Origin of the sequence: Leptospira andrefontaineae (assembly GCF_004770105.1) — a bacterium.
GTDB classification, from domain to species: domain Bacteria; phylum Spirochaetota; class Leptospiria; order Leptospirales; family Leptospiraceae; genus Leptospira_B; species Leptospira_B andrefontaineae.
The window spans coordinates 106,077-126,190 of record NZ_RQEY01000015.1; the positions used below are offsets into that span (position 1 = coordinate 106,077).

Here is a 20,114-nt window from a genome sequence, read left to right on the forward strand (position 1 = left end):
GAACGAATTACGTTTTTTTAAAGTAGTATTTTGTCCTTAAATTGACACATATGGACATGAAATGTTTTTCCATGAGCGGAAAGGAAGATAAGATCTTGTTCTATTAATGAGAGACTAACGTGAACATTTTTTAAAATTGTTTGGTTATGTCCCTATTGACCGAAATTATTTCCGTCAAGGACGCGCAAGGGCCTGCAAAAAAAAGCACCAATGAGTCTCCCAGAGAAGCGAATATTCGAATAACAATATTATTTAAAGTCCGGAAGGATCCAGTCTTTATGGAAAAAGTCGTCCTTGACCTTCATTAGATCTCGATTCGGATCAATGAACGGAAGGCTCTTTTTGCCGTTTAAGGAAACCCTTACTTCTGCATAAACTGCGATATCGTCTCCAGTTCTTTTCTTTTCCCTATCTCCCAAAAAATGAGCGAATTGAAGGATTAGATCGGGTTGAGTGCTCATCATTGTTTTTTGCACTTCGTTCAGATAAGATTCAGGTAAAACGTATTGGATCTCTCCGGTTCGCTGGTTCACTACTTGGAAACTTGCGATCCCATTCTTTTGGATGAGCATGATATGCCAGGCAAATCTAAAACCTTGTTCGGTCCATAAATGGTTCCCCGGATATAAAAAATGCCTGAGAGGGAATAATACCTGGATCATAATATATATTGAAGCCGCCCAGACACCGAACCTGGAAGAAAAACTAGAGGCAAATTCTCTTAATTTGGTTTCTATATGTATTCCCCATACATTCGGTTTTTCTAAAATACGTAAAAGTATCAGCAAAATTTTTGCCGAAAGAAAACGAAATGGAACAGGAAGTTTATTCCAAGCGGTTTTGAATAAGTTTCTTAATTCTCCGTAAGGGAAAATCCCTCTTCTTTTTAGAAATCCTCTGGCTTTTATCGGCCAATCCGCAGGAAAAAATAATAAAGTGGAGAAGATCATGATCCAAGGGAACATTCCGATCGGAAAAAGTCTCCATGTGAGGATATGGAAGATAAGAACTAAGCTATAAGCCCAGGGCCTTAAATTTTTTTTCAAAAGACAGAATGGAACAAACAGATCGAACAGTAATCCAGCGTAACTGAAAACATAACCTGCAATCGGATAAGAGAAAAATCCTCCGATTACTGGAAAGTCGGTATTTCGAACTAACCAGATCCTAAGAGGTTGAGCGGAGAACAACCAGTCTGGAACTAATTTTGCTAAACCGCCGAAAAAATATACACAGCCAATTTGAAAGCGTAAGATCCATAAAGACCAATTTGGGATTTTGGGAATACTCCATCTTCCGTTTCGATATGCTTCTAAAAATTGGGATAAAGAAAAACAACGATCTGCAGGGATCCAAAATAAAAGGAAAAGCAAAAGAAAAACTAAATAATAATGATTTAGATAAGTGGAAACATCTAAAAGATTAAAATAGGAAAATCCTAACCAATAAATAAAAATTGAAGTCCTATAAAGCACTCCCAGAGAAATAAATAGGGAGGTGATACATAATATTATAAAAACAGAATACAAAATCGGTCCGGGAATTACCCCAACCCAAGAGAATCCGAAATGTTTAAAATGAAAACCAGGCTCTAAAAAATATTTTTGTACCCAACCGTGCTGAAGATAACGGGCTGAGATAAAAAATAAAAGAATGCCGAACCCGAATCTGAAAAATCCTAAGGACCAAGCTGGAGATTGTTCGAATAGTTCGGACTTACACCGATTCCAAAGAGACAAGTATGATTCCTTTTTCTATTTATTGAACAGATCGAATAAAACCGTTTCCTAGATCGATCCAATTACCATTCAATTTGTTTTTTCCCAATCGAGCAAGCATTCCCGGAACTTCTTCGAAGTTAGAAGGAAGAATTTCCTCCAAATGAAAAATTTTCTCTCCTTCTTTCTGATAATTATCAAACGAAACAGGACTCGCACCCTCGGAGAGTAATTGTTTTCCTCCTTGGTTCTGAGTTTGTAGCGGATGATCAAATATAAAAACATCTCTATCTTGAGAGATCGCATTAGATGCTGAAGATAAGGCGCCACTTTTAGTAGGAGCTTCCATCACTAGTAGAGAAGGAGAGATGCCGGTTATGATCCTATTTCTTTTTGGAAATGCGTATTTTCTGACTTCAAAATTGGGAGGACATTCGGTGATCACTAAACCGTTTGCAGAGGATTTCATTCTTTTATACAAATTCCTATTTTCGTGAGGATATTCTTTTTCAGGACCTGTGCCCATTACTCCGATCACAGGCATTTCTTGATCTAAGGCTTGTAACATTGCGGCCTTATCCACTCCTAATGCTAAACCGGAAACAATACCATCCAACCCGAGAGAATTTACAAAATTCGGAATTAGTTTAGAATAATATAATGTTATTGGAGAAACTTTTCTAGTGCCTACTACGGCCAGATAGGAAAGTTTTAGGAGAGAAACATTTCCAAAGCAGAATAAATTGGGTGGCGGATCGTAAATCTCTTTCAGAAGAGAAGGGTATTCAGGATCAAAATAGGAAACGATCTCCGTTCCTAATTTTTTTAAGGAAGAGGAATAATTTTTAGAATCGAACTCCGCTTTTTCTTTTAGGTCTTTTGGTAATATTTCTTTTAATTTTTCCAGAACCTCCGATTTAGAGAGGCTCTGGGATAAAAATCTGGATCTACTAAGGATTTTATATAAGCTTGGAGAAGAAAGAGAAAGAAAATCCATATAGGATCTATATATTAATTCTCAGAGGATTCCATTTTGTTCAGATTATTGATTACGTTTTTATAAGATTCGTTTTCGTTCAGATCTTCTTTTATGAATCCGTCTTTTTTGAGTCCTTCTATCGTATTTTTTAAATGTAGATAGATATCTTTTGCTTCTTGTGCTTTGCCGAATCTATATAAAAAATTCCCTTTTGCAAATAACACAGGAACATTACGAGGTTCTTTTTTTAAGATAGAATCTAAAAGAGTAAATGCCTTCTCTTGGTCTTGAAAACCTGCATTAATCCCTTCCCAAGAAGAATCCGCCATAGAGGAATCAAAATAGATCAGAGCCAATTGATAAGGAAATCTGGAATCCCTTGCGTCCTGTCTGGAAAGTGATTGGAAGATCTCGATTGCGATTTGCCTTCTTTTAGGTTCCCAACCTCTGTCCTTGGAAGCGTTTGCATAAGACAAAGCAGTTTCGAAAAGAAGCTGTTGGTCCACAGGCATCAAAAGTTGTGCTTTATCAAAATAGGGAAGAGAAGATTCGAAAAAATGAACATCGGCACCGATCACTTCTGTTTTTCCGGAACCTTGTTCTTGGATTGCTTTATTATAATATTTGGATGCTAGATCGTAATCGCCGATCTTCATATATCCTTGAGCTATCTTCCAGCTTAGAGCACCGGCGGACCTGGTTTTGGAAGCCATTTCCCGGATCTTCTTCTCTAATTCAATGATCTCGGATTCGTCCATATTCAAACGGCGTTTCCAAGCTTCGAGATCCTCAACAGTGGGAGGTTTTGTATTCTTTCCTGAAAATTTACTTAGGTTCTTACAATCGGAAATTAGAAATACAAAAAGAAGAAGGAGTATAATCCTCATTTGATTCCACCTCGGGAAGAAATCGTATTTGGAATACCATGTCCGGGAAGTGTACGGATGGTCCACGGAAAATCCTGAAAATGTAATTTTTTTGAAAGGTAAAAAGATTAGGAAGGAAGGGAGAAGATACCGAACCTTCTCCCTTTGTAAATTATGCGTTGTCTCTGGAAATTCCAGCGATAACTAAAGCTCCACCTAAAAGACCTAGATCCTTCAAGGTATTGATAGTTGAGGCCATATCTCCTTTAATTGCTCCCGGCAAGTGTAGAAGGACAATATAAATTCCTAAAAGTACGGCCAATAGGGTCATAGCGAGTTTGGTTTTTTTATTTATAAAAATGCTAACCGCAGCTGCTACCATTGCTGCTCCTGTTACATAGATCCAAATGACTCCACCTGGAACTGGAACCATTCCGGCCATTTGGCTTCCTGCAACAAAATGGTTAAGTCCAAAAAGTAGGAACGGGACTGCGTATACATATTTCCCGATTGTTTGCATAAAAATTTTCTCCTCGAGTTTGATCGAAAATTGCTTTCGCAAAGCGACCGTTAATTAGTATGGAAGATCCCGACTCACGCAAGGAGAAAATGGATTGGATCTGGGAAAAAAAAACGATCTGCCCCAAGGTTGGAGAATAGTCCGGCCAGAAGATTTACAAATTCTGATCCGAATGGAAAAAACAGTTTTTGGAAATTCTCCTTGGTCCAATTATTCCATCCAAAGTCATATCGAAAATCATCCTGCTTGGATCAAAGAGGATACTGGTTATGTATTTTATATGGATCTAATTGATTTTTCCGAATTATTACGAATTGGAATTATTCCTGAAAAGCGCAATAAAGGAGAAGCAGAAACCATTCTAAAAACACTATGTGACCTATTTCCTAAAACTATTTTAGAAGTTTCTAATTTGAATTCTTCTGCTATTTCTTTATATTCTAAATTAGGCTTTCTGGAATCGGGAAGAAGGAAATCTTATTATGGTCCGGGAGAAGACGCGATCTTAATGGAGAAGGTTCGTTAAAAAGGAAACGTTTTTTTCACAACTCGGATCTGTATTAATTGTTGGTTTGAAAATAAAAAATATAATCTTACTCTCAGCGGAAAAGGTTTTTTCCAAAATCTGAATTCTTTCAAATTCATATACATTCCTAAATTAACTTCAATATAACTACTTTCGGTTGGGATCCAATGGAACGCGTTGGATTGGACTGTTCCTTTTTTAGTAAATACCATAATATCCGAAACATATTCAGGATCATCCGGAAATTGTCCCTGATGAAAACCAACCAGATCCAGATCTTTTCTTTTGATATAATCCATTACCTTTCGTTTCGAACTGCCTAGAGGCAATTCTTCCATTACTTCTCTTCTCAATAAATAAGAAGAAGTTTCCAGATATGGATCTTTTAGGATATATAAGAATATTGTAATGAATATGAATAAAATTGCGGTCCATTTGATCGCAATTTTATGAGAAGGTTTTAGTTTTTCTGCAAAAGTACCACGCAACTTGCGCCCAATCCTTCGGTTCTGCCCAAGGCTCCCATTTTTTCGGTAGTAGTAGCTTTCACTGAAACACAATCTTCAGGTAATCCTAATAAATTAGAAAGAGAAGATTGTATCTTCGTTCTATGTGGAGAAATTTTAGGTCTTTCTCCGATCAAAGTGCAGTCGATATTTACCAAACTGAAACTTTTCTCTTTCGCTAGATCCAAAGTTTTTTGCAAAATCAATTTGGAGTCCATGTTTTTGAGAGAGGGATCCGTATCCGGAAAATATTGGCCTATATCTCCCAATCCCATGGCTCCTAAGATCGCATCTGCTAATGCGTGTATTACGATATCCGCATCCGAATGACCGATAAGAGCATATTCCGAATCGATGATTGCTCCGCCCAAAATTAACGGGCGAGAGTCGTTTGTTTCCAGTCTATGAAAGTCTAATCCTTGTCCTATTCTGTACATTAAGTTACTTATAACTCACTTCCAGCATTCTTTGGACTGCCATTCTTCCTTTTTCTACAATTTCAGGATCCAACTTGATCTCGAATTGTTCGTATAGAAGTGCATCTTTAATTTTTTCTAATGTAATTCGTTTCATATGAGGACAGGTCCTGCAAGAAGAAACAAATTGTCTATCGGGGAATTCGGATCTGAGATTGTCTCCCATAGAACATTCAGTAACTAGGAACACGTCTTTTGCTCCTGAATCACGGATATATTTGGACATCTGAGAAGTGGAACCAGCAAAATCGGAAACTTCTACCACGTCTGTGTTACATTCAGGGTGAGAGATGACTGTGACTCCAGGCCATTGCCTTCTCACAGAAAGAATATCTTCCGCGGTGTACATCTCATGTACCATACAACGTCCCGGAAAGGAGATGATCTTTTTGTTTGTTTGTTTCTGTACATTTCCCGCAAGGTATTCATCGGGAAGAAAGATGACTGTGTCACTATCCAAAGAATTTACGATCTGGACAGCGTTAGCGGAAGTACAACAAATATCAGTTTCAGCTTTCACTTCTGCAGTGCAGTTGACATAAGTCACTACCGGAACTCCGGGATATTGGCTTTTTAATTTTTTAACATCTTCTCTAGTGATACTTTCCGCGAGGGAACAGCCAGCTTTAAGATCGGCGATGAGTACTTTCTTTTCCGGAGACATAAGCTTTGCAGTCTCCGCCATAAAATGGACCCCGTTAAAAAGGATAATGTCCGCATCCGTTTCTGCGGCCGCCTTACTCAGATAAAGTGAATCTCCAAGTATGTCCGAAACTCCGTGAAAAACGTCCGGAGTCATATAGTTATGTCCTAAAAGTACTGCGTTTTTTTCTTTTTTGAGACGGTTGATCTCCTGGATGAGAGGAAGTTTTTCCTCTATCTCATGTTCCATGTAAGTGGATTCCAGGGATTTTCGAATATCCTCTATGGTTTTCATGGGCCCCCCGGCCAGTTTAGGCGGTTCTATCTCTTTTTAATTTCGACTCCTGGATCTTGGAGTCAGGCAACCTAAATGTAAAATCGCCGAAAGAACTAGGTTTTGCAAGTGTTTATAATCTGTTCGGAGCCCAAAACATATCGTTCGTTCTGCCGACCCCAAGTTTTTCGCATCTTACAGACGGTATTCTAAAATAAATTGACAGAAAAAGAAATGCCGGAACAAATACTAAGTTATTCCTAAAAATCATCCATAAAGGATTGGTATTAACCCAATGAAAAAAATCTCTGCTCTGCTCCTTGCAGGAGCTATTGCATTTTCGGTTTCCAACTGCGGCGAAAAAGTTGAAGTCGAATACCCTGTTTTTCCTAAATCAAAAGAGGGACGCCAGCTTCAAAAATTCCTAGGCTCTATCCGCAACGTTGGATTAGCAGTCGAAAAACCCCAAAAAAGTCTTTGGGAAACCGTTTTCGGAGCAGGTTCCAGCTTTATCGATCAAATGCCTTCTAAAGTTTTTGAAGCTTTTGACAAGGAAACTTATTACAAACTGATCGACCTGAGCAAAAGAGCTGACTCTATCAATGAAGCTTCTTTAACTCTTACCGGAATTACTAAAAGCCGTGTTAAACTCGGAAACCAATTAGGTGCTGAGGCAATTCTTCATATCGGTTATCAAAAACCATACACTGAGTGTGGAAGCGAGATGATGGTAGATTACGGAGCGGCTGCGTTGAAAGTTGGTGGAGCAATCGCTTCTATGGCAACTGGAAAACAAGTTGATACCGGAAGCGGACCTGTTAGCAAACAAACCGGTATCCGTTATATGCTTATTCCTCTCGATGCTACTTTGATCAAAGTAGAAACTGGAGAAGTTAAAAAAGCTGTAGTTTCTAACCCTGCAAAAGTTGATGCAGGAGTTGGTAACTTGGATTGCCCTTCTGTTCTTGACTCTTTCGGAAAAGCTTTAGACGAAGCTGCTCTTTACATCAAAGACAGACTTTCTCCAAAAGTTAAAACCGAGTATATCAAAGTATTCAAAGACGACGAAGATCCTGAAGTTGCAGGATACCTTGACGACGGATACCAAGAGATCACTGGAGAAACTCCTAGCTTCAAAAAAGCGAAAGAGAACTGGGAAAAAGCAGATAAAAAAGCTGGTGGAAAGTCTTGGGGAGCAAAAACAAACCTAGGAACTTATTACTTCCAAGCTGGTGACTTTGAAAAAGCGATCAAACTTTACGAAGAAGCAATGAAACTTACTGGAGCTGACAAGAACTACGTAAGAGAACTTCGTAAACGTGTAGAAGCGGCTGCTGCCGTTGATGACACTGAAAAATAAGAAAGTTCAACTTTCTTTCGGTTTCGAGAAAAGCGGGCGGCTAACGTCCGCTTTTCTTTTATGTTCTGCTTTCTTCTTGTCAGATTGTAGCAGAACGAAACCGAATTTGGAAGAATGTTCAGATGCTCAGATCCATATTTCCAAATTGATCGCAAACGATGAAACTATGGAAAAAGGTGTACAAGCATTGATGCTAAGATCGATCCTAAAACCTGAGACCAGTGAAGCGATTATCAGAAGTTGTGTGGAGAATAAAAGTCTACTCCAAGTACAATGTGAACTCTCCAAGGAGAAGTTTGGTGATCTTCAGGAATGTAAAAAACATGCTCCTAAGAGAGCGGAGACAGAAGGTTAAAAGTTTCTATTTATAGATGTTATGATATAAGAGATGAAATAAGGCCCCGCCAATGACAACGGGGCCTCATTTTATTAGACCTTAATAAAATCTAGGCATTAAATTCACCGAAGGCTTCTGAAAAACTCCACCTGATGGTGCCGTATAAGTAGTAGATTGCAATTGTGTTCCGTTCTGCAAATTATACCGTCTTAGATAGGCAGTGCTATTGGAACCGGAATCAATGAATGTAAGAAATACATCTGCGTCAGTTCCGGTTGTTACAATGTCAATTTCTCGAAAGATATTTGAACTCGGACTGTTAGGAAATATGTTCGCAGTATTATTCGGAAAGACTCCGTTTGTGGATATCACATATTGTATTGGAACAACGCCTACACCTCCTTTTGAAAAAGCTAGGATAGCTTCTCCATTCGATAATGCAGCAAGCTGAGCAGAACTAGCGAATGCGTTATTATTAGAGTAGTTACTAGTATTCCAAGCAGAACCGTCGGTGCTTGTTTGGATCTTAACGCCGGGAAAAGTTATAGGGGCTGCATAAGAAACCCAGATTTTTTCCGAAGCTGATCCGGCACCCGTCACTACCGCCGATGAAGAATGATTATAATTCCCGGCGTCACTATAAGGAAGTATGTGAGTCCAAGTGATACAATCGCTACTTCTATAAACACCGCTCTGATCCGGGTTGCCTTGGGTACCCACGTAGCTCAAATAAAAATTCCCTTTAAAATAAACAAATCCGAAAGAGGAAAGCGTAGAGAAGGTAAAATTACTCGCAGGTAAATCAGTCTTAGTGAAATTCCCTGGGGCAAATTGACTCCTCGGAGCAGAAGCAAAACGAATTTTATCCCCTCTTGAATACGCTATATAGCTAAGCCCGCGATCCGGTGCATTTGCGATTTTTACGTCTTGGACAGTTGCATTATTAGGATAATAAGGCAACGGGTTCGACGGCGCTGAGAAAATGGATTGGCCTAAAATCTGTCCTGCAGCAGCAATTCCCCCCGTACTACCTGTCTCGACTGAAAGAGCCAATTCCATTTGATTAATTTGAGTCATTACATTGGGTTCGAGATTAATATAGTAATCTCCACTTCCTGTAACACTATGATTTCCATGGGTCGCAGGGCACATACTGAGAGAAACATTAGGTCCGAAATGAAGAGCTCCACATTGATTACACCATCTCCATCCTTGTTGTGAGTTAGGAGAAGCTGTATTCAAACTTAACGCATAGGATGCGCTTCCCGTTGCGTCATGTGCTCCTCCATTCGGGCAAACATTAGGTGCGCCTGGAGAATCATACCAAATAGCCTGGCAATTTTTACACCAATGCCAATGATCTTGGTATCCGGATGGGAGTGGTTGCCCGCTGGTAAGAAAGGGAAGATAATAGATTCCACTCGGTATCGCTTCATGGGGCAGGCCATCCCTTGGGCAGATACTATTGGGCTGCTCCAATCCATAATAAAAAAGTCCTTGGCATTTATGACACCAAGCCCAATTAGATTGTGTGTACATGCCAGAAATCACGGATTGCGCGTTTACAGAATTGGCAGGAGCAGAGCCGATATTTTTAGCTGGGGACAAAAGGCCGGAAAGAAACGAAACTTCATTCTCTCCATTGTGTTCATGAGGATTACAATTCTCTACATAAGGTAAAAAAATTAGTAATAATAAAACTGCGCTAATAATACGTGAACGCATGAATGCTCCTTTAGCTTTAATTAAAGCGGTTCTGATAAATCTTGAGGAAATAAATTATTAATTCTTCAAAATGACAAATAGGGAACACATATAATCATAGATTAGAAACTTTGTATATCGCTCGAATGAGTAGTTTTATTCATTTTTCCGGATTGAATAAACGGGAGAAGTCTAAAGTTTTGTACGTAAGACTTCTTATGGCAAAGTTAAAACTTGTTCAATTGCCTGTTCCTCCTCCTACGGCCTTTGCTGCTACTGGGAATGTTCCCTTGGCTGCAGGTTGTTTGGCTGTTTCTGCTCGGGAGAATGGCCTCGAAAAAAAAGGCCTGGAACTCGAAGTTCTCGATCCTGATATCACTGACAAAGAAGGGGATAGCCAACTTGCTGATAGGATCGCAAAGGACGAGCCTGAGTTTTTGGGCTTCTCACTTTATCTTTGGAATACGGAAAGAAGCCTTCATCTTGCAAAAGAAGTAAAACGTAGATCTCCATCCACTAAAATACTGATCGGTGGACCTGAAGTAAATCCCGACAATCCGTTTGTTCTCTCCGAAACAGGTTATGATATCGCAGTATCCGGAGAAGCGGAGCATACATTTTTTGCCCTTATGGACACTCTTCTCAAAAAAGAAGATCCTAGAAAATTACCAAACATCGCAGTCAGAGAGTTAGATGGAAAGATGGGAATGTTTTCTAAAGAAGAGAATGCTTCCTTTCCACTTACAAGTTATCCTTCTCCATATCTGCAAGGATTTGTGCCGGTTGATCCTGCAAGATCTACATATCTGGAAACCGTAAGAGGATGTAGATCCCAATGCACTTATTGTTTTTATCCAAAGAGCAGTAATGTATTAAGAACTTTAGATATACCTGAGACGATCAGACTTCTTTCCAGTTTGAGAGATAAGGGAGCTAAAGAATTAGTATTCTTAGATCCTACATTCAATCATAGACCTGGCTTCGAGGAATTTTTAGATGCAATTATAGATGTGAACTCTGACAGAGCCATGACTATGTTCGGAGAATTGAGATCCGAAGGAATTACCGAGAAAATCGCAGACAAACTTGCATTAGCCGGTTTTAATCGAATAGAACTTGGAATGCAATCCATCAATAAGGAAACCTTAAAACGTGTAAAACGTTTTGGAAGCCCGGAGAAGGTCGCCGAGGCCGCGAGAATGTTGGCTGATAGAGGAATTGAACTCTTATTAGATCTGATCATCGGACTTCCAGGAGATACTCCGGACGATGTGATGGAGGGAATCGAATTCTTTTACGGACATGGACTGGGAGAATGGGTCCAAGTATTTCCATTATCCATTCTGCCTGGAACTGCAATGAGAAAGGATGCAGAGTCGGAAGGTTTAGTATATCTTCCTAAACCTCCTTATAGAGTGATCCGAACTCCTAATTTTAGCCCGGAAGCACTTAGCTCTACTTTATTTCGGTCGGAAGATAGACTAGACAGAAGGTTGGATGAGACTCCTAGAAGTTTATTATCCGATCCTGATCCTTCGGTTGCGGATATATTCTCCTTTTCTCCTGGACTGACCGAAAAGTTTGGGTTAGAAGATTTTTCAATTTCAGGAGCAAGACATGTCTCTATTTGGTGGAGAGGTAATAATTTAGAAAAATCTAAAAAAGAATTCTTTGATAGATTGAATTATAGGTTCACCAAAGATCCTTTTGCAGTCACCGACCTGATCTTATATCCTAAAACTTCTTTTGATCCTGAATTGATCACAGAGATTATGGAAGAATTCTCCAAGGTTCCTGCATCTTATCTTTCTCGCACACTTGCTCATCGTGGAGAAAATATGCTTCATAGGATCGTTCTTGTTCTTCCTCATGGAATTTCTTTTCCATTAGAATGGGTTTCCGAGATCAGAGAGTATATTCCTGTTTTCCAAGAAATGGAATGGGAAGAAGCAGTACAAAAATCAGTAGAACTTGGGGGAGAATTTCCGGGAGCAAGGATCATTTCTAAAAATGAGAATACCTCTGCATGGAAAGTCCTAAAGGAAAATGCAGATCCTGAATCCGTAACATTCGCGGACAGAGTTCTGGAAAAACGCTGGTGTTGGGAAGTTCTGGGTTATTCGGAGAAATGATCTTCTGAAAAAAATATTCCAAACAAACGATTATATGGAAGCTGTACTTTTCGAATCCAGGCTTTCTGCATTAGGAATTCCTTATGTAAAAGAAGGGGACGAGCTAAATCCTTTAAGAGGCATTCTTCCTATGAACGATACTCTGATTTCGATATTTGTGGACGATGAGGATTTTGAAAGAGCATATGAGCTTCTTTCGGAAGAAATAGAAGAAGATTAATCTTAATATATTTCGAAGAATTTTTTCTACTTCTATTTTATACTCCAAAGACTGATCTTTTTTATAAAAATCCTATTCTGACGATTTTATACAATTTTTCTCCCAAGTTTACGGTTACGATTTCTCTATTATAGGAGAATGAAATGTTAAACAACCGTAAAAAAGTATATGATTTCCCTCATAAGGCAATCCGTTATGGGATCTCAAAATTAGTGCAGGAGGCGGGAAGGACTGATTACTCAGATCCAAAAGACGTACTCGAACTTCTCGAATCGGGAAAAGAGATCTTTCTAATGTTAAAAATTCACGCAAGAGATGAAGAAGGAGTGAGCCTTAAACATTTAGAAGAAAAAGATCCGCAAGCTTCTCTCAAAGACAAAGAAGAACATAAATACCTGGAAGAAAAAATAAAAGATTTGGAATCTCTTTTAGATAGGATTAAAGAAGAAGTAGGGCAAGCACAGACTCTCTCCGAAGAATTTTATACAAAACTAATTCGTTTCCAAACAGATTATTTCTCTCATATGACCAGGGAAGAAGAGGAAACTCAGATTAGATTACATTTATACTTTTCCGATCCTGAATTGGACGATCACCAGAAAGAGATCATGGGTTCTTTGGGACGAGATGAATTCAAAATTTGGGCCAAATATTTGATCCCAAATGTTCCAACCCCGATCAAAAATAGATTCGAAGAAATATTAAAAACGTATTCTTGAACTACGGTATTGGTTTGTTATAAACCAAGTAACTCACTTGATTTTTGGGCGGACGTCCTGTAAGATCCTTCTCTATGAAGTCGGATAAATCCGGGGTATTAAAAGAATTTCGCACTCTTCCAGGGGTTGGCAAAGTAATTGCAGAAGATCTTTGGAATCTAGGAGTTCGCAGTAAGGCGGAGCTCGCAAAATTAGATCCTGAAAAATTATACGAAGAGATTTGCGAATACCAAGGCACTCGAGTTGATCCTTGTATGTTGTATGTATTTCGGTGCGCAGTATATGTTTCTGCAACTCCCGATCCTGAACCGGAAAAAATGAAATGGTGGTTCTGGAAGGACAAACAGCTTGTCTGATTTGATCCGAATTTCCTGGAACCATAAAGAATCTCCCGAAACTTATACAGTTCTACCGGGAGAAGAATGTGTAATTGGTATTCAGACTAAGGGAAAAATTTCTTTAGGTTCAGGTGAACAGCCAAAGGCCCTAGCCAAAGCGGGGATCACAGGGATCTTAAGAGGTCCCAGAACATTCTTTTCTGAAAAAAATACAAAATCACTTTTGGTTTATATTTCCCCTTTGTTACTTTCTAGAATGATCTCTGTGCCAATGGACCAGATCAGCGATTCCAGTTTATCTTTAGAAGATCTATTTTCGAGAGAGATGATCTCTGGGTTGGTAGCAGACTGTGAAGAAGCAGATTCAAAAGGTCTGGAAGCTTCTCAGACTTTGGAAAAATTTCGGAACCTATTTACTTTAAAAGAAGAAAAGGAAAAATTTTTACCGGAAGCGGTTCTAAAGATTAAATCCTCATTCGGGGAGATCGGGATCAAAGGTTTAGCCGAAGATTTGGGTGTGAGTCAAAGCAGTTTAGAAAGAGGTTTTAAATCCAGAATAGGTTTAAGTCCGAAGGAATATGCCGGACTTATTCGATTCAGAAATATATTCAGATTTTATAATTCTTCTTCGAGCCTAACCGAATTGGCTTTAGAGGCAGGCTATTATGACCAGGCTCATTTTATCCGTGAATTTAAGAAGAAGACGGGAGTTAGCCCAAAACAATGGTTTCGCCAGAATACAATCGCAGAATTAGATCTTAATTTTTAGAAAAGAATTCTCTTTTGACTGCTGGATGTTTTCGGATCAGATCCAAGGATTTTGCGATCAAGATCTTAGCTTCCGGAGAATGATTCCAAACATTCAGTCCGGATGGATGCGGTAAAGGGATCCAATCTAGCTCCACTCCGTAAAAGTTTTTCTTAAACTTTTTACCGATGACATCATCTAGTTTGTATTTTTGATTCTCCACCAATTGATCGATTGCCAATTTACCAATCGGAATGATGAGCTCAGGTTGATTGAATTCAACTTCGAAACGAATGTATCTGGAACAATTTTGTACTTCGGAAGGATTTGGTTTTCTATCTCCACTTTTTGCTTTGCCAGGAAAACATCTGCATACTGCGGCCATATTCACTTTGGATCTATAGATCTCTTCTTCTATCCCTATGGATAAAAACCATTTGAATAAAGTTTTACCTGCAGTGTATGCGAATGGTCTTCCGAATTTTTCTTCGTGGATGCCGGGAGCTTGGCCTATGCTCATAATTTTTGCGCCAGGAATTCCACCTTGTACAGGATTGCCTACCATGTCCGGACAAAGTCTGCAATGAAGTAATGTTTCTATATGTTTTTTGAATTTTTGGGAATCGTTCATCCGCAACGGATCAAGGCGCTAAAAGTTTCCAAGCTTCTTTGGAAGTACTTCCTACTCGGATCAGACTTTTTAATTTAGTAAGTTCTAAAATTTTATTCACTTGGGAAGAAGGTGAGAAGACTGCGATTCCACCCTTGCCGCTCTTTACTAGTCTGGAATGTGTCGCCATAAAAACTCCCAGTCCGGAAGAATCTATGTACTTCACATTTTCCATATTCACTAGAAGATAAATAAATCCTCGATCAAGTAGATGAAAGAATCTTTCTTTCATGATCTGGGCTGAGTATAAATTAATCTCTCCAGAAATTTTTACAACCACTGCTTCCTTTGGAAGACCTTCCGGGATATTATCCTGATCTAGAAATACGCCTAGCTCGGGTGCGTCATGATCAAAATCTTTACTGTCCAGGTTCCAAGGAGTATCTGCCATAATGTTGGTCGCTTATTTTTACCGAATGCGAAAACTATCAAATTACTAGCCGTTTCTGCAAGGATTTTATCCCGTTTTTCAACGATCCGAACTGTCTTCTCTTACTCCTTCAGAGATAGAGAATCTATAGATCTTTGCATTTAGTCCGAATTTTTGGAAATATTCCTTTTCGAATTTGGAGAATAAGGAAGAAGATCTGCCATCTTTGTCTAACACTAAGACACAACCTCCGAATCCTCCTCCGATCATTCTGGCTCCTAATACATTTTCAGAACGGAACCATTCTACTATAAAATCCGTTTCTTCACAGGAGACTTGGAAGTTTTTGGAAAGTGATTCATGACAGGAGAATAATTCTTTCCCTACCATTTCCGCATTTTTATCCTTTAAGGAGCGGATAACGTTTTGGGCTCTGGATCTTTCTCCCAAAATATGAGTGGCTCTTTTAAATTCAGAAGGAGTTAACCCTGCTTTTTCGATCAAAGGGAAATTTGCTTGGCTTAAGGTCTGCACTTCTGGAGAAAGTTTATTACATTTTGAAGTCGCGGATTCTACTTCTTTTCTTCTGTCGTTGTACTCGCTCTCTTTCAGACTGTGTTTTACATTAGAATCGATCAGATAGAATTCATAACCTGGAAGATCCAAATCATGATATGAATACTCCAAACTTTCCGTATTTAAAGAAATACAAGAAGAAGGTTTTGCCACTGCGATCACGAACTGGTCCATGATCCCGCAGTTCACACCAACAAAATGATTTTCCGCTGCTTGAGCGAGTAATGCGATCTTCTCCTTTGTAATATCCCAAGAGAAAATTTTAGAAAGAGCAAATGTTGTTCCAACTTCTACAGCCGCAGAAGAAGAAAGCCCTGCTCCTTGGGGAATATTTCCCGTAAAGACAAGATCGAAACCTTCTACCTTTAATCCTAATTTATGAGCTTCTGAAACAACTCCCAAGATATAATTTGCCCAAGGTTTTTCTACGGAATAGATGGGATCCTTTGTTACAAATTCGGATTGGAAATCCAAGGAATACAATCTGATAAGACCGAGCCCGTTTGTCCGAATCGCAAAATGTGTTCTGAAATCGATTGCAGCCGGAAATACCAAACCGCCTGCGTAATCTACATGTTCACCTATGATATTCACCCTGCCTGGCGCGGAGAAAAAACGAATTGGACCTAGGCCCGGAGCATCCGGAAAAATATGCGAAAGAGAAGTGGAAAGATTCTCTCGGATAGAAAGAGTCATTCTGGAAAATAAAATCTAAGACGTTCATACTTACAAGGGATTTTGGAAAATTAGAACATTGAATTATTTCGTTTTTCCTTGCTATTCCAATTAACATAAGTAATTTGTCTCGGATGTTCGATTTTGAGGAATACCGATGGCTTTTTCTGTAGAAATAAACGATAGATTTGCCTCGGAGTTTGCCGACCCCAAAAACTATGAGCTCTTATTAAAAGAGTCAGGCCAGGCTTTACAAAATCTTCTCTCTGGAAAATCCCCAGGCTCCGAATTTTTGGGATGGGTCCGACTTCCTAAAGAGATCCAAAGAGTAGAATTAGAAAAAATTCATTCCGAGGCACAAAGACTCAGAAAACAATCCGAGACGATAGTTGTGATAGGGATCGGAGGTTCTTATTTAGGAGCCAAGGCTGTCATTGAAGCTTCTAAACCATATTTTAAAACTCCAAGTTTAGGATCGCCTGAGATCGTTTATGCGGGACATCATTTAGATGCACGTTATCATTCGGAACTTTTAGAATATTTAGAGAACAAAGAATTTTCGATCAATGTGGTTTCTAAGTCGGGAACTACAACCGAGCCTGCTTTGGCATTTCGTTTACTTTGGGATCTTGCCAAAAAAAAATACGGGGTTAAAGCAAAAGATAGAATAGTTGCTACAACAGATAGTTCTAAAGGTGCTTTGCGCAAAATGTCGGAAGAGTTAGGATTTACAACCTTCTCTATTCCGGATAACGTGGGTGGGAGATATTCGGTTTTAACTCCGGTTGGGCTGTTCCCGATAGCCGCTGCAGGAGTGGATATATTTTCTTTTTGGGAAGGGTTCTCCGAAGCCGCAGACTTTTTGATCTCGGAAACTTCTCCTCATAAAAATCCGGCATGTATTTATTCCGCTTATAGAAATCTATTTTATAGATCCGGAAAGAAGATAGAAGTGATCGCAAATTATAATCCTTCTATCCGAACTTTAACCGAATGGTGGAAACAGTTATTCGGAGAAAGTGAAGGCAAACAAGGTAAGGGAATTTTTCCTGCTTCTGTGGAACTGACTACCGATCTACATTCTCTTGGGCAATATTTGCAGGAAGGGGAACGTAATATTTTCGAGACCGTTCTTTATTCCAAAAATACGGGAGCAAATGTATTGGTTCCTAAGGATTCAGAAGATTTGGATGGTCTGAACTTTTTAGCTTCTAAAAACTTGGAAGAAGTAAACTTACAGGCATTTCTTGGCACTTTAGTAGCACATTCGGAAGGCAGAATACCATGTTTGGAGATTCTGTTTCCGGACACAGGACCTAAAAGTCTAGGCCAAATGATGTATTTTTTTGAATTAGCCTGCGGAGTTTCGGGGAATGTATTGGGTGTAAACCCATTCGATCAGCCTGGGGTAGAGGCTTATAAGAAAAATATGTTCGCATTACTGGGAAAACCAGGTTTTGAAAATTTAAGAGAATCGCTTCGTCAAAAAGGAGTCTAAGCAAAAAGAATTCTTTTTGGATGGATCGGTTTTTGGCTTATCATTTCGGAAAGATTTTTCTAAAAGCTTGACAGAGATTCGTTCAGGTTTCGGATTAGATTCAACATGGTCCTAAGAGGAAAAAAACTAAGGTTCGTTTCGGCTTCCTTAGCCCTATTTACTCTACTATTCTTTCTCCATTCCGGACCATCCAACAGCCCTTATCCCGGGAAGAAGTCCGACCAATCACAAACAATCATCGGACAAGAGACCGATATAGAAGAATTAAGCGATCTCGCCGAAACCTCCGATCCTTCGGAAACGGTTTGGGGAGATTTTTTAACTTCTGAGATAAACACTCCCGGTCTCTCTAACTCAAACCCTTCCCGCCAGGATAGGTTTCAATTCCAACACAATAAATTATTATCTCAGCATCTGCTGAATATTCCTCCACCATCCATCTCCTAATCTAAGGTTCGAAAGCCAAGGATGGCTCTAGCCGTGCTCTGCTTTCAGCCAAGCGTTGCCTAGTTTCGCGCTCAAAATGGAATTCTCGGAGATCACATCGTAATATTTTCCCATCCAATATAGCACCAATTTAGCCGGTCCCAGGTTTTGGGCTTAGGCCCTTCTCCGGGGACCGGTTTCTTTTTCAATCTCAGATCTATAAAAAAAGGCAGACAGAGACCCTAATCTCCCGATACTTTTGCGGGGAGCCATAACTCTGTAAGCGGATGGAAATAGAATTAGCCAAAAAGGAACGTTTGATCCGAGGAATGGAACTTGGAAAGAAGATCGTTCTTCATGGAGTGGTTCTTTCACAATATTATAAATCCAATGTGGAGAATTATCTCCGGTTCTGTTTGGAATATTACCAAAAGACTGATATTCTTCCTCCTTCTCTTTCTCTCATATATTCCCTACTCGAAATGGCATTCAAAGAGAATTGTAGGAATTCCTACTATATGGAGAAGGGCTGGGATCCTCTCAGTTCGGAATCATTCACCGAAAGAGAAGCCGAATTCGAAACTAATTGGGACTTCTCGGATCCATTAAAATTAAAGAACAGATTAAAAGAAGAAGGTTCCGTACTTAGAACAACCATCCACCACTCCGGTTCAGGAGTTTCCTTAGAGATCGCAAATTTAGCTCCTATTACCTCAGAAGCAGAGGAAGCTTTAACTGAATATCTTTCTAGAGCAAAGTCCTACCAAGATCTTTCGGAATACTATGAAGATTATCCTTTCGATGAAGAAGGAAGAGAGATCGGAATAGCATTAGCTATATTGCAATTTAAAGAAATAGGATTGGACCCGAATCTTCTTAGATTCGATACAATGGAAGGAGAACATGTTTTCCGATTAGAGATCGGTTTTGATGGGGAAATACTTTCTCTTCGTACCAAACTGGAAAATGACGAGGATGTTCGACCTTTCCGCTTCCATTCTCAAGCAGAGAAAGAAGGAGAAACAATTTCCCCTTGGAAAATTTCAGTCTGTAAGATCTGCGGAAGAACCGTGGATGATCGGATCTTCTTTCATACTGTTCCTCCGGACGTTTCGGCAAAAGCAAAAGATCTTCCATTTACGGAAGAAGTATGTGCTTGGTGTTTGTCCGGCTATTTGAAATTATAGATCTGTTAGACAGTTCCATTTACATTATATAATTATGATACAGTCCACCTATTATCCACCTAAACCTATACGTCTCTCAGGAGATCGTGTGGAACTTGTACCTCTTGGTTTAGAACATGCAGATGCGCTGACGGAAGCTCTTCAGGATGGAGAACTCTGGAAACTATGGTACACAAATATCCCGGAACCGGAAGGGATGAAGGCCTGGATCCAAAAAGCACTCGAAGAACAAGAAGCAGGACTTTCTCTTCCATTTGCAGTGATCAGAAAGGAAGATTCTAAACTTTTAGGAACGACAAGATATTTGAATATAGAAAAGGACGCTCGTAGATTGGAAATCGGAGCAACATGGTATCCTAAATCAGTCCAAAAAACTTTCGTGAATACGGAATGTAAACTTTTACTGTTGGAACATGCATTTGATACATTGGGTTGTATTGCAGTGGAATTCAGGACCCATATTATGAATCTATCATCCAGAAAAGCGATTGAAAGGTTAGGGGCAAAGCTGGATGGAATACTTAGAAATCATCGAATCAGTAAAAACGGCACTCTAAGAGATACCGTCGTTTATAGCATTACGAAAGAAGAATGGCCTACAGTCAGAGGAAATCTTTTGTTCAAACTGGGGAAACCTCAGGTTTAAA

General features: G+C 39.4%; 22 protein-coding genes. 11 read left to right on the forward strand and 11 right to left on the reverse strand.

Features of this window, described 5'->3' with window-relative positions:
- Positions 1-248: 248 nt before the first annotated feature.
- The 4 genes from EHO65_RS09490 to EHO65_RS09505 form a co-directional block, all read right to left on the reverse strand.
- Positions 249-1,739, reverse strand: coding sequence for an HTTM domain-containing protein (locus tag EHO65_RS09490; RefSeq protein WP_135773864.1), 1,491 nt, complete (start codon positions 1,737-1,739; stop codon positions 249-251).
- Between the two features lie 19 nt (positions 1,740-1,758).
- Complete coding sequence (locus EHO65_RS09495; RefSeq protein WP_135773865.1) at positions 1,759-2,715, reverse strand: DNA-processing protein DprA; 957 nt, start codon at positions 2,713-2,715, stop codon at positions 1,759-1,761.
- A 14-nt stretch (positions 2,716-2,729) separates the two neighbouring features.
- Positions 2,730-3,584 (reverse strand): tetratricopeptide repeat protein, encoded by an 855-nt coding sequence (locus EHO65_RS09500; RefSeq protein ID WP_135773866.1) that lies wholly within the window; start codon positions 3,582-3,584, stop codon positions 2,730-2,732.
- 151 nt (positions 3,585-3,735) lie between these two features.
- A complete protein-coding gene (locus tag EHO65_RS09505) occupies positions 3,736-4,083 on the reverse strand; it encodes a DoxX family protein (RefSeq protein WP_135773867.1) in 348 nt (115 codons plus the stop codon).
- A 94-nt stretch (positions 4,084-4,177) separates the two neighbouring features.
- On the opposite strand from EHO65_RS09505, the gene EHO65_RS09510 reads away from it, so the two are divergent.
- Positions 4,178-4,609 (forward strand): GNAT family protein, encoded by a 432-nt coding sequence (locus tag EHO65_RS09510; protein ID WP_135773868.1) that lies wholly within the window; start codon positions 4,178-4,180, stop codon positions 4,607-4,609.
- On the opposite strand, the gene EHO65_RS09515 is transcribed toward EHO65_RS09510, so the two are convergent.
- The 3 genes from EHO65_RS09515 to nadA are packed head-to-tail and all read right to left on the reverse strand — an operon-like array spanning position 4,606 to position 6,528.
- The gene (locus EHO65_RS09515; protein WP_135773869.1) at positions 4,606-5,097 is read right to left on the reverse strand and encodes a hypothetical protein; all 492 of its coding nucleotides are present in this window, start codon (positions 5,095-5,097) and stop codon (positions 4,606-4,608) included. The two genes, EHO65_RS09510 and EHO65_RS09515, sit on opposite strands and share 4 nt — an antisense overlap.
- Positions 5,070-5,552, reverse strand: coding sequence for a 2-C-methyl-D-erythritol 2,4-cyclodiphosphate synthase (ispF, locus tag EHO65_RS09520; RefSeq protein ID WP_135773870.1), 483 nt, complete (start codon positions 5,550-5,552; stop codon positions 5,070-5,072). Before ispF ends, EHO65_RS09515 begins: the two co-directional genes overlap by 28 nt.
- A 4-nt stretch (positions 5,553-5,556) precedes the next feature.
- Positions 5,557-6,528, reverse strand: coding sequence for a quinolinate synthase NadA (nadA, locus tag EHO65_RS09525; protein WP_086448087.1), 972 nt, complete (start codon positions 6,526-6,528; stop codon positions 5,557-5,559).
- Positions 6,529-6,802: 274 nt separating this feature from the next.
- Here nadA and EHO65_RS09530 point away from each other — a divergent pair, with 274 nt between their 5' ends.
- Together EHO65_RS09530 and lep are read left to right on the forward strand one after the other, a co-directional pair.
- On the forward strand, positions 6,803-7,867 hold the full coding sequence (locus EHO65_RS09530) for a lipoprotein LipL41 (protein ID WP_135773871.1): 1,065 nt from the start codon (positions 6,803-6,805) through the stop codon (positions 7,865-7,867).
- Positions 7,851-8,222, forward strand: coding sequence for a LipL41-expression chaperone Lep (gene lep, locus EHO65_RS09535; protein ID WP_135773872.1), 372 nt, complete (start codon positions 7,851-7,853; stop codon positions 8,220-8,222). The genes EHO65_RS09530 and lep overlap by 17 nt, the downstream gene beginning before the upstream one ends.
- An 81-nt stretch (positions 8,223-8,303) precedes the next feature.
- On the opposite strand, the gene EHO65_RS09540 is transcribed toward lep, so the two are convergent.
- Positions 8,304-9,929: a hypothetical protein gene (locus EHO65_RS09540; RefSeq protein WP_135773873.1), complete on the reverse strand. Its 1,626-nt coding sequence runs from the start codon at positions 9,927-9,929 to the stop codon at positions 8,304-8,306.
- 197 nt (positions 9,930-10,126) lie between these two features.
- On the opposite strand from EHO65_RS09540, the gene EHO65_RS09545 reads away from it, so the two are divergent.
- The 5 genes from EHO65_RS09545 to EHO65_RS09565 all read left to right on the forward strand — a co-directional run bounded on the left by EHO65_RS09545 (position 10,127) and on the right by EHO65_RS09565 (position 14,086).
- Entirely contained in the window at positions 10,127-12,040 is a 1,914-nt protein-coding gene (locus tag EHO65_RS09545; protein ID WP_135773946.1) for a B12-binding domain-containing radical SAM protein, read from the forward strand.
- A 13-nt stretch (positions 12,041-12,053) separates the two neighbouring features.
- A complete protein-coding gene (locus EHO65_RS09550; RefSeq protein ID WP_279632289.1) occupies positions 12,054-12,260 on the forward strand; it encodes a putative signal transducing protein in 207 nt (68 codons plus the stop codon).
- Between the two features lie 143 nt (positions 12,261-12,403).
- On the forward strand, positions 12,404-12,979 hold the full coding sequence (locus EHO65_RS09555; protein WP_135773875.1) for a hemerythrin domain-containing protein: 576 nt from the start codon (positions 12,404-12,406) through the stop codon (positions 12,977-12,979).
- A 74-nt stretch (positions 12,980-13,053) separates the two neighbouring features.
- On the forward strand, positions 13,054-13,335 hold the full coding sequence (locus EHO65_RS09560) for a helix-hairpin-helix domain-containing protein (RefSeq protein ID WP_135773876.1): 282 nt from the start codon (positions 13,054-13,056) through the stop codon (positions 13,333-13,335).
- Entirely contained in the window at positions 13,328-14,086 is a 759-nt protein-coding gene (locus EHO65_RS09565; RefSeq protein WP_135773877.1) for a helix-turn-helix domain-containing protein, read from the forward strand. Before EHO65_RS09560 ends, EHO65_RS09565 begins: the two co-directional genes overlap by 8 nt.
- Here EHO65_RS09565 and EHO65_RS09570 read toward each other — a convergent pair.
- The 3 genes from EHO65_RS09570 to galK form a co-directional block, all read right to left on the reverse strand.
- Entirely contained in the window at positions 14,076-14,696 is a 621-nt protein-coding gene (locus tag EHO65_RS09570) for a uracil-DNA glycosylase family protein (RefSeq protein ID WP_135773878.1), read from the reverse strand. The two genes, EHO65_RS09565 and EHO65_RS09570, sit on opposite strands and share 11 nt — an antisense overlap.
- 10 nt (positions 14,697-14,706) lie before the next feature.
- Positions 14,707-15,126 carry an STAS domain-containing protein gene (locus tag EHO65_RS09575; protein ID WP_086448095.1) on the reverse strand — a complete coding sequence of 140 codons (420 nt, stop codon included), beginning with the start codon at positions 15,124-15,126 and terminating at the stop codon, positions 14,707-14,709.
- Positions 15,127-15,204: 78 nt separating this feature from the next.
- Positions 15,205-16,377 carry a galactokinase gene (galK, locus tag EHO65_RS09580; protein WP_135773879.1) on the reverse strand — a complete coding sequence of 391 codons (1,173 nt, stop codon included), beginning with the start codon at positions 16,375-16,377 and terminating at the stop codon, positions 15,205-15,207.
- Positions 16,378-16,513: 136 nt separating this feature from the next.
- Here galK and EHO65_RS09585 point away from each other — a divergent pair, with 136 nt between their 5' ends.
- From EHO65_RS09585 to EHO65_RS09600, 3 genes are all read left to right on the forward strand, one after another.
- Positions 16,514-17,854, forward strand: coding sequence for a glucose-6-phosphate isomerase (locus EHO65_RS09585; RefSeq protein ID WP_135773880.1), 1,341 nt, complete (start codon positions 16,514-16,516; stop codon positions 17,852-17,854).
- Between the two features lie 713 nt (positions 17,855-18,567).
- On the forward strand, positions 18,568-19,467 hold the full coding sequence (locus tag EHO65_RS09595) for a hypothetical protein (RefSeq protein ID WP_135773882.1): 900 nt from the start codon (positions 18,568-18,570) through the stop codon (positions 19,465-19,467).
- A gap of 34 nt (positions 19,468-19,501) precedes the next feature.
- Positions 19,502-20,113 carry a GNAT family N-acetyltransferase gene (locus tag EHO65_RS09600; RefSeq protein ID WP_135773883.1) on the forward strand — a complete coding sequence of 204 codons (612 nt, stop codon included), beginning with the start codon at positions 19,502-19,504 and terminating at the stop codon, positions 20,111-20,113.
- Position 20,114: the final 1 nt, after the last annotated feature.